This is a genomic window from Haladaptatus sp. SPP-AMP-3 (genome assembly GCF_049568665.1).
In the GTDB taxonomy this organism is placed as follows: Archaea; Halobacteriota; Halobacteria; order Halobacteriales; family Haladaptataceae; genus Haladaptatus; species Haladaptatus paucihalophilus.
The window spans coordinates 460,975-474,716 of sequence record NZ_CP145901.1; the positions used below are offsets into that span (position 1 = coordinate 460,975).

Annotated in this window: 9 protein-coding genes; 5 read left to right on the top strand and 4 right to left on the bottom strand. The window is 64.6% G+C overall.

Annotated features, from left to right (window positions below; all coding sequences use genetic code 11):
* Window positions 1-24 precede the first annotated feature (24 nt).
* The gene (locus V5735_RS22325; RefSeq protein WP_423746855.1) at window positions 25-1,833 is read right to left on the bottom strand and encodes an ABC transporter substrate-binding protein; all 1,809 of its coding nucleotides are present in this window, start codon (window positions 1,831-1,833) and stop codon (window positions 25-27) included.
* A 163-nt stretch (window positions 1,834-1,996) separates the two neighbouring features.
* Here V5735_RS22325 and V5735_RS22330 point away from each other — a divergent pair, with 163 nt between their 5' ends.
* On the top strand, window positions 1,997-2,230 hold the full coding sequence (locus tag V5735_RS22330; protein WP_007983100.1) for a hypothetical protein: 234 nt from the start codon (window positions 1,997-1,999) through the stop codon (window positions 2,228-2,230).
* A 19-nt stretch (window positions 2,231-2,249) separates the two neighbouring features.
* On the opposite strand, the gene V5735_RS22335 is transcribed toward V5735_RS22330, so the two are convergent.
* Both V5735_RS22335 and V5735_RS22340 read right to left on the bottom strand, forming a co-directional pair.
* The gene (locus V5735_RS22335) at window positions 2,250-3,170 is read right to left on the bottom strand and encodes a HEAT repeat domain-containing protein (protein ID WP_423746856.1); all 921 of its coding nucleotides are present in this window, start codon (window positions 3,168-3,170) and stop codon (window positions 2,250-2,252) included.
* Window positions 3,171-3,259: 89 nt separating this feature from the next.
* Window positions 3,260-4,279 (bottom strand): GDSL-type esterase/lipase family protein, encoded by a 1,020-nt coding sequence (locus V5735_RS22340; RefSeq protein ID WP_423746857.1) that lies wholly within the window; start codon window positions 4,277-4,279, stop codon window positions 3,260-3,262.
* Window positions 4,280-4,373: 94 nt separating this feature from the next.
* Here V5735_RS22340 and V5735_RS22345 point away from each other — a divergent pair, with 94 nt between their 5' ends.
* The gene (locus tag V5735_RS22345) at window positions 4,374-5,138 is read left to right on the top strand and encodes a sugar phosphate isomerase/epimerase family protein (RefSeq protein WP_423746858.1); all 765 of its coding nucleotides are present in this window, start codon (window positions 4,374-4,376) and stop codon (window positions 5,136-5,138) included.
* Between the two features lie 31 nt (window positions 5,139-5,169).
* On the opposite strand, the gene V5735_RS22350 is transcribed toward V5735_RS22345, so the two are convergent.
* Window positions 5,170-7,374, bottom strand: a complete 2,205-nt coding sequence (locus V5735_RS22350) for a glycoside hydrolase family 36 protein (protein ID WP_423746859.1) — start codon at window positions 7,372-7,374, stop codon at window positions 5,170-5,172.
* A 195-nt stretch (window positions 7,375-7,569) separates the two neighbouring features.
* On the opposite strand from V5735_RS22350, the gene V5735_RS22355 reads away from it, so the two are divergent.
* The 3 genes from V5735_RS22355 to V5735_RS22365 all read left to right on the top strand — a co-directional run bounded on the left by V5735_RS22355 (window position 7,570) and on the right by V5735_RS22365 (window position 13,658).
* On the top strand, window positions 7,570-10,017 hold the full coding sequence (locus tag V5735_RS22355) for a beta-mannosidase (protein ID WP_423746860.1): 2,448 nt from the start codon (window positions 7,570-7,572) through the stop codon (window positions 10,015-10,017).
* Between the two features lie 927 nt (window positions 10,018-10,944).
* Window positions 10,945-11,454, top strand: coding sequence for an LUD domain-containing protein (locus V5735_RS22360; protein WP_423746861.1), 510 nt, complete (start codon window positions 10,945-10,947; stop codon window positions 11,452-11,454).
* Window positions 11,454-13,658 carry an LUD domain-containing protein gene (locus V5735_RS22365; RefSeq protein WP_423746862.1) on the top strand — a complete coding sequence of 735 codons (2,205 nt, stop codon included), beginning with the start codon at window positions 11,454-11,456 and terminating at the stop codon, window positions 13,656-13,658. Before V5735_RS22360 ends, V5735_RS22365 begins: the two co-directional genes overlap by 1 nt.
* Window positions 13,659-13,742 lie beyond the last annotated feature (84 nt).

Genomic DNA, 13,742 nt, shown 5'->3' on the forward strand with positions numbered 1-13,742 from the left:
ATGCGTTATTTCGTTATCCGTCTCTCAGTTGCTCGCATAGTTCATCTTTCCGAGACGCGGCAACCACGTCTCCGGCCACCGGACCTTGGACACGTCGGCTCCCTCCTCCGGGATGTCCCACACGTCGTCCGTCAGGAACGATTGCGTCTGTTTCTCGGCCACGGGCAGCATCGGTAGGTCTTGATTCGTGACCCACGCCTGCTCGACGGCGATATCCGTGACTTTCGCCTCGTCCGTCGCGTGCGACATGGCTTTCAACCGCTCCGACGGATTGACCGTCATCTCGCCCGACCCGCCGCGTTTCGGGACCGTCACCGTGCCGTGGTTCCCGCCGCGGTTTTCGTTCGCCGCCGGGTAGTTGTACGTGAACCCGCGGTAGTTCTCCAACATCATCTGGCGCAGCGAGAAGTACGGGAACGTCGCTTGTCCGCCGCCCGGGAGCCAACTCCCGGTGGCGAGGACGAAGTTGCCGTTCGGCCACACCTGTCCCTGCAGGTTGCCGAAGGTACGACCGTCCACGCTCGATTTGAACCCGAAGCTGTTGAGCTGGTCGACGACGGTCTGGGTCGCGGTCACCCAGTCCGACCACCCGGACGGGACCTGCACGGGGAGCTTCACGACGTTGCCGTCGCTGTCGTGCCACGTTCCGCCCTGCTTTTTGTATCCGGCGTCCTCGAGGACCTTTGTGGCCTTCGCGGTCTTCGATTCGGATTTACCGTAGTCCGTGAAGTCGCTCCGGGCGTCACCCAGCCACTTGTCGACGGCGCTGGACGCGATTCCGACGGAGAGTTCGGCGGGCTTCTTCGAGGCGGGTCCGGCGTTCTTGACGATGGCCTTCCGGTCGAGAACGTAGGCGATGGCCTGTCGAACCGCGCGGTCGCCCGCGTGCTTGTGGTCGAACTGCGGCACCAAGCCGTAGCCGACGCCCGACGGAAACTTGATCTCCTGCCAACTCTTCGGCAACTGGTCGAGGATGTGGGGTGGCGTGAACGCGGTGGCAACCGAATCGATCTGATTGGAGGTCATCGCGTTGTACACCGACTGATTCCCCTCCATGTACAGGTAGGAGTACGTCTCGAAGTTGATCTTGTCCGAATCGGGGTGGTCGTCCCGGCGCTTCGTGACCACCTGTTGTTGGCTGGTGCTCTCGAACGCGAACGGGCCGCTCGCTATCGGTTCCTTCCACGCGAAGTTCTGTAGCTCGTGGAGTCCCGACTTCTCGTCCTTCTCTATCTTGTTCAGGTACTTTCCGAATACGCTCTTTTTCTGCTGAACGTAGTTGTTGACGAGCACTTGGAACTTGACGATGGTCTCGTTGACCGGTTGTGAGAAGTGCATGACGACGGTCGAATCGCCCTTCGCCTCGATGGATTTCGTGTAGTCGGCGTACCCCGTGCCCGTGTGCATGCCGAGTTTCAACTGGGTACCGATGTCGTCCGCGGTAACCGCGTCCCCGTTCGCCCACGTCAGGCCGTCTCGCAATTTCATGGTGAACGATTTGTCACCGAACGACCAGTCCGTTATCGCGTACGGGACGAACTCGTTTTTCGCGAGGTTGTACTGGGCGAAGCGGTCGAACAACAGGTTCTGTGACGCCTGTGCGTAACTCGACGGGTTCGAGGGGTTCCACTGGATGTTCGTCGGAACCTGATTCACACGGCTTCTGTGTTTTTTGTCGTATATCTGCGACCCGTCGCCGGTTCCATCTCCGCCGTTGTTGTCGTCCCCGCCGCCGTTACATCCGGCCAGCGCGGCAGCGCCAGCGGTCCCGGCCATCGCGAGGAGATGCCGACGGCTATATACGTCACTACAACTCGTGGAATCGTCTCTCATGGTCCAATAGAACCAGAACATTAGTCATAGATAAATGTTTGCACACCATCAACCAGTACGCTCCGTTCGGGACGAAAAGCGACGTACCGGGGTGGAACGACGATATTCGTCCCGAACGAACCGGTTTGCGAACTTTCTTGACGGAATCGGACGATACGCCGGTATGAACGAATACGACCGGTTCTGGGAGCTCGTCTACGGCGCTCGACGGTACCTCCAGTTGCTGTTGTTCTTCCTGCTGTTCCTTCTCGTGCTTTCGGGGGCCGCACTCGTCTTCGGACAGTCGAACCCCGCGTCGGCCGCGATGCTTCTGGTCGATTTCGCTCTCATCGTCGGTCTCGGAGCCGTCGTCGCCGGAGTGTATTGGTACAGCGTCCGTCGATACGCGAGACGGTAATCCCCCGGCCCGACCACAATCACGCGGTTCGAGAATCGTCGCCCGTCCTGTCCGCGGTCGCCCGCGCCAACGACCGAATCTCGTCGTCGAGCGGCGCGTCGCCGTCGGCGAACTCGCGGAGCGGTTCGACCGCGGACGGGTCGCCGACGTTACCTAACGCACCGACGGCGTGAACCTGTACGGTCCTGTCCCGGACCGGGAGGCGCTCACACAGCGGCTCGACCGCATCCGTCACGGCCTCCGGATGCGCCTCGGAAATCATGTTGACCGCGCAGACGCTCGCTGCCAGTACCGCACCGGACTCGTCCTCGATGAGGGCGACGAACCGCGATGCGTGCGGGCGAACAGCCTCGGGGTCGATGGTTGCGACCTCGTAGACGACGTTCGCGACGACGGTTCGCGCGGTGATTTGCCGTTGCAGCTCCGCCCGAGAAACGTCGGTCACGTGTGCCCGCGGTTCCGCATCGTGCGAAAACGCGTCCGCGCCGCCCGCGGTCGGGTCCGTGGGTTCGGTTTCCATGGCCGTGACGAGTTCGCCGACGTGCGGGACGAACCACTCGGCGCGTTCGACCGCCAGCACCCGAACGACTTCGGAGGCGAGGGCCGGAATCAGCGGCGTCTCGTGTTCGAGTAGGGAACACAGCGGTGGAATCGCTTCACGAACGGCTTCCGGCGAGTCATCGGCGATGGCGGCGAGGACGACCAGCGACTCCCGGAGGACGACGATTCGGTCGTCGTCGAGCGCCCCGACGAGCGTGGGTACGAGCGGTTCGACGCTATCGAGGTCCCGTTCGGCCACCGCCGAGACGAGTCGCGCCGCGTGGGTTCGGACGAGGTTGTCCTCGCGTTCGAGCGCCGCGCGGAGGCGTTCGGTGTCCACGTCGCCCGGTGAAACCGTTTCCGGGTCGAGTGCCGTGATTTCGTCGTTGTCACCCGTCATTCGACCGAAGACAGCGACGCCCGATAGAAATACGTGACGGTCGGCGGAGTCGTCCCGCGACATCCGTCGACGAACCGGCGGTCATCGATTCAATCGAGCAGTTCGGCGAGTCGTCCGGCCACGGTGCGTCCGATGGCCTCCATTCCGGCGTCCCCGGGATGCAGCGCGTCCGCGGTCAGTCCGGTCGCGTCCATCGCCTCGTCGCCGTCGATGACGTGGAGGTTGTCATGCGGTGACTCGGCGACGACATCCCGTAACGCCGCTCGAAAGTCCGCGGCGCGCCGAGCGTCGTCGTCCCGAACCACGTCGGCGTGGTACGGGAACAGCGTCACGCACGCGACCGGACGGGTCGGATGCGCACCGGCGACCTCGTTCGCCAGCGCCTCCGCGCGGTCGCGGAACTGCGCGAGCGTGAACCCTCGATTCGCCATGTTCACCGAGAGCGAGAGGGTCGCGACGTCCCAATCGTCACGACCAGCGAGGTAATCGGCCATGGCGGGTTCACAGAACGCGGACCCCGAGCATCCGAGGTTCAGCGCGTCCAAACCGAGGTAGCGGGCGACCCGGGCGACGTAGGAGAGGTGGACCGCCGAAGCCGCGGTTCCTTCCGTGATCGAGGTGCCGTACGCGAGATACCGTCCGCTCGGGAGTTCGTCCGATGTCGGCGGGCGGCAGTCTCCCGAAACGCCGTGTAGGGCGACTGGCGCACCGGCTTCGAACCGGAGCCGACAGATTCGGGGGGAGAATGCGCCCGCCCGCTCCGCCGCGGCGTCGAGTTTTCGAAGCCGTTCCGGAACGGCGAACTCGAACGTCGTCGGCGTCGGCCCGACGGTGACGGGTTCCGACGGCTGGAACTCGCCCCAGAACGCCCGGACAATCGCTGATTCGGCCGCCGAGAGCGTCACACGGACGGTCGCGTCGTCGCGTCTCGGGACGAAGCGAACCTCGCACCCGGTCGGGTGGCGCACGCGTTCGCGCGCCTTGATGTTCAGGTCGTTCCCGACGGACGACGGAACGCGACACAGTTGCTCGCCGTCGCTCGCCCAGTCGGCGGGAATCGTCTCCGCGACGTTGTGGAGCGACACGGATGGATACGTATCGGAGTGCATGACGTTGTTCAACGTACGAAGGTGCCGATAATAAGTGTGCGAGAAATTCGGACGTGTCGGTGCGCTTTTCGCGCGCCTCGTCGTGGGTGCTACCATGTCGAATCCCTCCGACTACAGCGTCAGTGTACAGAGCGTCGTGTTCCACTCCCGGTCGCTCGGCGACTTCCTCGACGCGCTCGAATCGACCGACATCGACCGACTGGAACTCTGGGGAGAGCACCTGTCCCCCGAGGACGACGAGGCGACCATCGCGGCGGGACGACGCCGCATCGAGGAGTCGTCGGTGGCGGTCGATGGATACGGTGTTATCGATATCGAAGACGCGGAGGAAGCGCGGGACCGCTTCGCGTTCGCCGCGGACCTCGGCGCGGAGTACGTCACCGTGAACTACCCGCCAGCGCGGGACGACATTACCGAGGAACTCGTCTATCTCGCCGAGGCGTTCGACCTCGATGTCGGAATTCACAACTACTCGACCGTCCACCACGACGACCTCTCGACGGTGTTCTCCGACATCGACGACGTTCGGTCCGTGGTGGACCGATACGACCACCCCCGACTCGGCGTCTGCATCGACACCGGTCACTTCCTCGTGATGGACGAGTCACCGGCGGACGCGATTTCGACGGTCGGCGACCGAATCGTCGCCGTCCACCTGAAGGACACCAGCGACGACGAGATAGAGGACCTCCCCGGTTCCGGAACGCTCGACCTCCCGACCGTCCTCGACCTGTTCGACGACCACGCGACCGTGGACGCGCCGCTCGTCGTCGAGTACGAACTCCCGGACGACCGGGCGCTCCCCGCGCTCCGGGAAGCCGGTGAGAACGTCCGCACCGCCGTCGAGGACGGACGATAAGTCCCGCCGCTACCGTTCGCGGGTTTCCGTCTCAGTCGAGGTCCGACGTGGGGGAGAACGCCAGTTCCGTCACGGCGGCCTCCAGTTCGACCGCGAAAATCCGGGTTCCGTCCTCGCCCTGTGCGGGTTCCTCGCCGTCGAACGACCACCCCTCGGGAACCGAGACGAGCGCTTCGACCGGCGGAGCGTCCGCGCGTTCCATTGTCAGCGTCCCGTCGTCCCACGACGTCGAACGAATCGCGCCGGACCCGCCGGTGAGCGCGTCGCGCGTCCCGACGACCTCTGGTCGGTCCATGGATTCGGACAGGTGGACGAGGAGAACGTCGTGCGGGGCGAGCGTGCGCTCGATACTCGTCCCGGCGAGCGACACGACGCGCTCCTCGAACGCGTCCCACGCGACGGGCGAACCGATGCCGAACTCCTCGGGAGAGAGGGAGACGGTCGCCGGTTCGTTCGTCCAGTTGAACGCCGCGACCGTCGCGCCGTCGCCGAACGGGTGGTCGCAGACGAGGCGGTCCGGGAACTCCTCGCTCCCGACGCCGACGACATCGCCGGTTCGGGCGGGCGGAAGCGTTCGTTCGAGGAGGTCGCGTCCCGCGTCGTCGATCTCCTCGATGGCGTCGCTGAAGACGTTGAGGCCGCCGGTGAGCGCGACGACGGCCGCGAACGCCCGCCGCTCGGCGTCGGTCAGGTCCGTCGTCGCCCGCACGAGTTGACAGTCCGGGTCGTTGAGCCACAGGCGACGATGGGTGAACTGGCGGTTGAGCGCGTTCCGGACGGCGTTCTTCAGGGCGGGTTGGCTGTCCGGCTCTCCGGGCGTCTCCCACACCGGGTCCACGTCCGGGCCGATTCGCATCGCGTCCACGATGCCGACGCTGGGGCCGACGGGTGCACCGCATCCGAGGATGAACGTCTCGTCGCCCGCGACGTCGCGGATGATGGACAGCCCGGTCCGGTAGGCGTCCGCCCGCGTCGCCGTTTCGTCGTGGTAGTCGCCCGGCAGCGCGGCGGCGAAGAGGAAGTCCAGTTTGAGATAGTCGTAGCCCCACTCGTGGACGACGGTGTGGAACGTCTCGCGGAGCCACCTCTGGACCTCCGGATGGGTCGCATCGAGGCCGTACAGGTACTCCCCCGACCGAAATCCGGCTCCCACGGGGCCGTCTTCGTCGGCGATGAGCCACTCCGGATGCTCCGTGGCGACGGTCGAATCCGCGGCGACGTGGAACGGTGCGAGCCAGATGCCGGGGGTGTAGCCCGCCGACTCGATGTCCTCGGCGAGTGCGCCCATGTCCGAGAAGTCGTCGTTGACGGACCGCCAGTCGCCGATGGCTGTCGTGTAGCCGTCGTCGATTTGCACGATATCGACGGGAATCCCCCACTCGTCCAACCACTCCGCGTTCTCCCGAACGTCGCTCTCGGAGACGTCCGTGAAGTAGTGATACCACGAACACCACCCCGTCGGGACGGACTCGGGGATGCGGGCGTCCATTCGCTCACCGACCGCGGACGCCCACGCGGCGAGGGCGTCGGATACGGTGTGCGACGCGTCCGCCAGAAGCGGGGACCCGGTCAGCGTTTCGCCGGGCGCGAGACGGTAGCCGTCGGCCGGACAGACGGCCGTCACGCCGGAGACACCGCTCGAATCGTCCGCGATGTCGAACCGTGTAACGTAGCGGTCGTGGTCCAGAAACCCGAGGGTGAGCGACCGCGACCCGTCAGCGACGGCCGTGACGTAGTTGCTCGTCCGCGTTTCCTCGTCGGCCGCCAAGTCGTACATCATCGGTGCGGCGTCCTCGCTCTCCGGCGGGAAGCATTCCCCGACCGGAAGCGCCCCGGTCGGCGTCCACGATTGGTAGCCGTGTCGGTACACGCGGGCGTCCGAACCGAACTCGACGTCGCCACCCGCTATCCGGAAGGAATCGACCGTCACGGTCGTTTCGGACGCGTTTTCCAGTCCCATCGTCACGACGACGCCGCCCGGGTGAGCGTCGAGTTCGATACGGAGTTCGACGGGTTCCCCGCCGTCGCGTCGGCAACGGTGGACGACGGCGAGCGTCGAATCGTCGAGCGTGGCGTCGGCGGAGCGGGCTTCGGACCCGTCGGGCGTGACGAGCTCGCCGTCGAGAACGACACCGGGAGAACCGGCGAAGACGACGCCGTTAGCGTCATGAACTGTCAGTTGCGCCTCGTCGATGTCGTAGCGGAGCGTGGTCGTGTCCCTCGTCCGTTCGAGCATGGCCCCATGTTTCGGCGACGGAGCATAAAAATATCCTCGACCAGAACCGTGCGATAAGCGGTCGGAGCGAAGCGGCCCGGTCGTCGTATCCCGTTTCGACGACCCCGCTGTCGATCCGTTCTTCTGGGGTGGCGGTTTCCGTCGCATCGTCGAGAGGGGAAGTATTATATCTCCCCGTCGAAATTTGGTAGCAGTATGCAGACAGCCACCCTTAGTGGGAGCTGGGAGTTTCGACGTTCCGGCGACGAACGCTGGCGCGGGGCGACCGTTCCCGGTGGGATATACGGAGACCTACTGAGCGCGGGCGAGATCGACGACCCGTACGAAAACGACAACGAACTCGACCTGCAGTGGGTCGGTGAATCGGACTGGGAGTACCGCCGGGTCGTGACGGTCGACGAATCGTTCCTCGACCACGAGCGGGTCGTGCTTCAGTGCGACGGTCTGGACACCGTTGCGACCGTCTACGTCAACGGTGAAATCGTCGGCGGGGCCGAAAACATGTTCCGACGACACGTGTTCGACGTCGCCGACGCCCTGACCGCGGGGGAAAACGAGGTTCGAATCCGGTTTCGCTCGCCAGTCGAGTACGCGGCCGAGCGGGCAGCGGACCACCCGTACGACGTGCCCACGCTTCGCTATCCCGTCGACCAGCCCGCTCGAAACTTCATCCGAAAGGCCCAGTGTCATTTCGGCTGGGACTGGGGGCCGTGTCTTCCCACGGTCGGCATCTGGCGCGACCTCCGACTGGTCGCTCACTCGTCGCCGCGAATCGACCACGTAACGCCCGTACAGCGCCACGACCAAGGGGACGTCGAACTCGACGTTCGAGTCGGACTCTCGGTGCCGACCCCCGGCGAGTACGAGGTTTCCGCGGCGGTCGATGGAACCGACGCGTCGGCGAGTCGGCGGGTGACGCTCGACGGTGACGGGGAAATCGCGCTGTCGATGACCGTCGAAAAGCCGGAACTGTGGTGGCCCGCGGGTCGCGGCGACCAACCGCTGTACGACCTCGGCGTGACCGTCGAAGGCGACACCGCTCACTCGGTGACCGAACGGATCGGGTTTCGTGACGTCGAACTCGTTCGACCGCCAGACGGGGGCGGTGACGGCGAGGGCTTCCACCTCCGCGTGAACGGCGAGCCGATTTTCGCCCGCGGCGCGAACTGGATTCCCGCCGACGCCATGTATCGAAACGTGACCACGAAAACGTACGACGACTTGCTCTCCAGCGCCGTCGACGCCAATATGAACGCGGTTCGCGTTTGGGGCGGCGGCTACTACGAACGAGACGACTTCTATCGCCTCTGTGATGAGAAGGGACTGCTCGTCTGGCAGGACTTCATGTTCTCCTGTGCGCTGTATCCGGGCGACGACGCGTTCGTGAACTCGGTCGAGGCGGAGGCGCGCTATCAAGTCCGTCGTCTCTCGACCCATCCCTCGGTCGCGCTGTGGTGCGGCAACAACGAACTCGAAGTCGGCGTGGAGAGCTGGTTCGCGGACAGCGACCACATCGACCGACTCGAAGACGACTACGACGGCCTGTTCAGGGAAACCCTCGGAGCGGTCGTGGACGAGGAGAACCCGTCCTGTCCGTACTGGTCTGCCTCCCCGTCCAGCGGTCCCGACAGGCTCGACCCGGAGGACGAAGGATGCGGAGACATCCACTACTGGGGCGTCTGGCACGAGGGGAAACCGTTCTCGGCGTTTCTGGAGACGGAACCGCGGTTCGTCTCGGAGTTCGGCTATCAGTCCTTCCCCTCGGTCGAAACGCTGGCCGACGTGGTTCCGACCGACCAGCACAATCCGACCGCGCCGCTGATGGAACACCACCAGCGTAACGAGGTCGGCAACAAGCGCATCCTCCAACGGATGGCCGACCACTTCCGCATGCCGTCGGACTTCGACGATTTCGTCTACTTGAGCCAGATTCAGCAGGGCTTGGCCATCCGTACCGCGGTCGAACACTGGCGACGGCGGAAACCACACTGCATGGGGACGCTCTACTGGCAGCTGAACGACCTCTGGCAGTGCGCGTCGTGGTCGTCCGTCGAATACGGCGGCGAGTGGAAGGCGCTCCACCACATCGCGCGGCGGTTCTACGAACCGACGTTGGTTTCGATGGTCGAGGAGGAGGAGGACCTCGAACTGTGGGTGACGAACGACGGCCGCGAGCCGATTTCCGGGACGGTCCGCGTGGAAGCCGTCACGATGGACGGCGAGCACCTGTTCGAAACCGAATTCGCCGCCGAGGTACACGGAGACGGGAGCGACCGAATCGGCACCGTCGACGTCGAAACCGCGCTCGGCGACGCCGCGCGCTCGGAGGTGCTGTTCCGGGCGACCTCGGCGACTCTCGACATCGATTCGACCGCGTATCATACGCTCGTCCCGTACAAACGGCTCTCGCTGCCGGACTCCGACATCGAACTGACGGTGCGCGACGGAAACGCAATCGTTCGCGCCCCCGAAGCCGCGCTCTTCGTCGAGTTGCGAAGCGACGGGCGCGGGCGGTTCGAGGACAACTATTTCCACCTCGCGCCGGGAGAGGAGCGGACGCTCGCGTACGAATCAGAGCGTGACGTATCCGACGAGGAGTTGAAAGGGACGATTTCCGTTCGCCACCTCGCCGAGACGTACTGACCGAACCGCTCACTTCGTTTTCGTTCTTCCCCACTCGGCGGTCCGTGCACGGGTTGCCGGACTTCCCGCGGCGACACCCGCAACGCTCACGCTTTCCGCGGCCGCTCCGGTAGTTCGTCGGATAGTCCGTCTGGTTACCACGGATACGCGACCGATGATTCTCGCGTTTCCGGACGAATATTTGCGACTTCGACACCGATGAGATAATGGTTCGCCGTCGAAGTGAGCGGCGGAGGTGTTTGACTTTATCAAATAATGTGAATACTGATTCCGAATACGCCGTCGTGACGAGGGACGGAACCGCTCCGTGAAAGGACAAAGCGCGCACCTAAACGGCAAATATCGCGCGTCTCGCACCGATTCCGGTGGCGTGGGAGTGAGTGTGAACTACCGCTTCTCGTTTGAAATCGTCAAATTCCTTGATTTGACTTCCCTCTCCGTTTGATATCCTAAAACAAAAATCGGTGTACCGTCGGGACGCTCACACGGGCTGACGAGCTTTCCGGAACAACGAACGTTCTATTTATTCGTGAACAACTGGTGGTTCGGACGGAAACGACCTCGTTCAGCTACGGTTCGTCGTGCAGTCGCGCGTTTTTCTACGGGTAGTCCCGGTCCGTCTTCTGTTTGAATTTATCAAACCATCTGTGGCGCTCGGAACGTTCGAACGATTCGCGTTTACCGACTCGATAGAGAATTACACCACTAGTTCTGTAATGAATATTTGGCGGACCGTTTGGACGGATGTGGACGGTCGGTGACCGTCCCACCGGCCACGCTGGTTCTTCGACGTGCGCGAACGGAAATCCACACACGGGTCGAAGGGAAGCATCGATATCGCGGCAGGAAGACGGCGATTCCGAGGAAACGCGTGGAACATCGCCGCCACGGGAATGGTTATTAGGCCGCCACCACAACGACCCAAACATGCCGACGGAATCGACCGCGACGTTCGAATCGTCGTTACGGACGCTCGACGTGCCGTGCACAGTGACGACCGTCGATGACTTCCCCGACGCGCTGGACGCGGCAATCGAGGCGCCCGCGGTGGGCGTCCCACTGGACATCGACGGACTAGATTTGGGCGACGCGGACGTGACGCGTTCGCCGTCCACGGGACAACTCGCGGACGCGAAGACGGGCGTCACGCCCGCCGCGCTCGGCGTCGCGGCACACGGAAGTCTCCTTCTGCAATCGTCCGCCGAGGGGACCGAACCCGTCAGTCTCTATCCCCCTCGTCACGTCGCCGTGGTTCGGGAGAGCGACATCGTTCCCGATGTTCGAGACGCGCTCGAACGGCTCGACGGCGAGTTCGACGCCGGTCGGCGGTCCGCCGTCTTCGCCACCGGCGTCAGCGCCACGGGCGACATGGGCGCGCTCGTGGAAGGCGTTCACGGGCCGGGCGACGTCCGCGTCATCGTCGTGGAGGGACGCTGATGAGCGGCGAGAGCCGACGCCGGACGGCGGCGAAAATTCGCCACCTGCTGGAAACGGAGGGAGAGAGCGTTCAGGAGAACACGACGCACTTCAACGAGGGACGCTACGACGCGGTCGAGGAGTTCGACGGGTACGAAGCGGTCCGCGAGGAAGCGCGCGCCATCAAGGAGGACGCCATCGACCGACTTCCCGAACTGATCGAAACCCTCCGCGAGTCGGTCGAGGACAACGGCGGCCACCTGTACGTCGCCGACGACGCCGCGGACGCGAACGCGTACATCCGAACCGTCGCCGACGATGCCGACGCGGAATCCGTCGTCAAGAGCAAGTCGATGACGACCGAGGAACTCGACGTCAACGAGGCGCTCGAAACCGACGACGTCGACGTCTGGGAAACGGACCTCGGCGAGTTCGTCATCCAAGTCGCGGACGAAGCGCCGTCGCACCTCATCGGACCTGCGTTCCACCGAACGACCGACGACGTTGCCGACCTCTTCAACGAGTACTTCGACCCGGACGAACCGTTCGAGACGGCCGAACAGCTCACCGACTTCGCCCGGGACTACCTCGGCGAGCGAATCCGCGACGCCGACGTCGGCATGACCGGCGCGAACTTCGTCCTCGCCGACTCGGGAACGATAACGCTCGTCACCAACGAGGGGAACGCGCGAAAGTGTGCGGTGACGCCCGATACCCACATCGCGGTCACCGGCGTCGAGAAAGTCATCCCGTCGCTGTCGGAGCTCGGGCCGTTCGTCGAACTCATCGCCCGGTCGGCCACGGGCCAGGACATCGCCCAGTACGTCTCGCTGTTCAGCCCGCCGACCGACTCGCCCACGTTGGATTTCGAGCACCCCGACGAGCCGGGATTCGGACCCCAGCGCGACCGGGAGTTCCACCTCGTCCTCATCGACAACGGCCGCATGGCGATGCGCGAGGACGACCAGTTGCGCGAGACGCTGTACTGCATCCGCTGTGGTGCCTGTGCGAACTCCTGTGCGAACTTCCAGCACGTCGGCGGCCACGCCTTCGGCGGCGAGACGTACACCGGCGGCATCGCCACCGGCTGGGAAACCGGCGTCCACGGCATCGAGAGCGCGGGCGAGTTCAACGACCTCTGTACGGGGTGCTCGCGCTGCGTCAACGCCTGCCCGGTGAAAATAGACATCCCGTGGATAAACACGGTCGTCCGGGACCGACTCAACCGCGAACACGACCCCTCCGAGTTCGACTTCCTCGTCGAAGGGCTGACGCCGGACGAGGAACCCGCGGGTCTCGACCTCCAGAAGCGGGCGTTCGGCAACTTCGAGACGCTGGCGACGGTGGCGAGCAAAACCGCCCCCGTCTCGAATCGACTGCTCGGTTCGTCTCCCGTCCGTGCCGCGATGAGCCGACTCGCGGGTATCGACCGCCGCCGCGACCTGCCGACCTTCCGGGGCGAATCGCTCGTCGAGTGGTTCGCGGCGCGTGGCGGGAGCCGCGTCCGCGACGCCGACCGAACCACCGTCCTGTATCCCGACGTGTACACGAACTACGTCCTCGTTGACCGCGGGAAGGCGGCGGTGTCCCTCCTCGAATCCCTCGGCGTCGAGGTCGTCGTCCCCGACGTTCCCGGAAGCGGACGCGCACCGCTCTCGCAGGGGATGGTCGACACCGCTGAATCGAAGGCCCGTCGCGTGTTCGACCACCTCCGTCGGCACATCGACCGCGGCCGCGACGTCGTCGTCATCGAACCGAGCGACCTCGCCATGTTCCGACGGGAGTACGAAAAGTTGCTCCCCGCGCGCGCCTTCGAAACCCTCTCCGGGAACAGCTACGAGGTGCTCGAATACGTGTTCGGACTGCTGGAAAACGGCGCTGACGTCGACGCGCTTGCGAGTCCGGGCACGAAACTCGCCTATCACAGCCACTGTCAGCAGCGAACGCTCGGGGTGGACGCCTACACCGAGGCGGTCTTCGAGCGCCTCGGCTACGACGTCGTTACGTCGGACGTGGAGTGTTGCGGCATGGCCGGAAGTTTCGGGTACAAATCGGAGTACTACGAGTTGAGCATGGACGTCGGGGAGACGCTCCGCGACCAGTTCGAGGGCGAGACCGACCGGACCATCGTCGCCTCCGGGACCTCCTGTACGGAGCAACTCGTGGACCTCCTGTCCACCGACGTTCGCCACCCGGTCGAGATCATCGAGGCGTCGGGACGGTAGCGGTCACCCTCGACCCCGATTTTCGGCGACCGTCGCTATCGAAGCGTTCTCGGGCCGTATCCGGCAGTGAACACGGTGGTAATC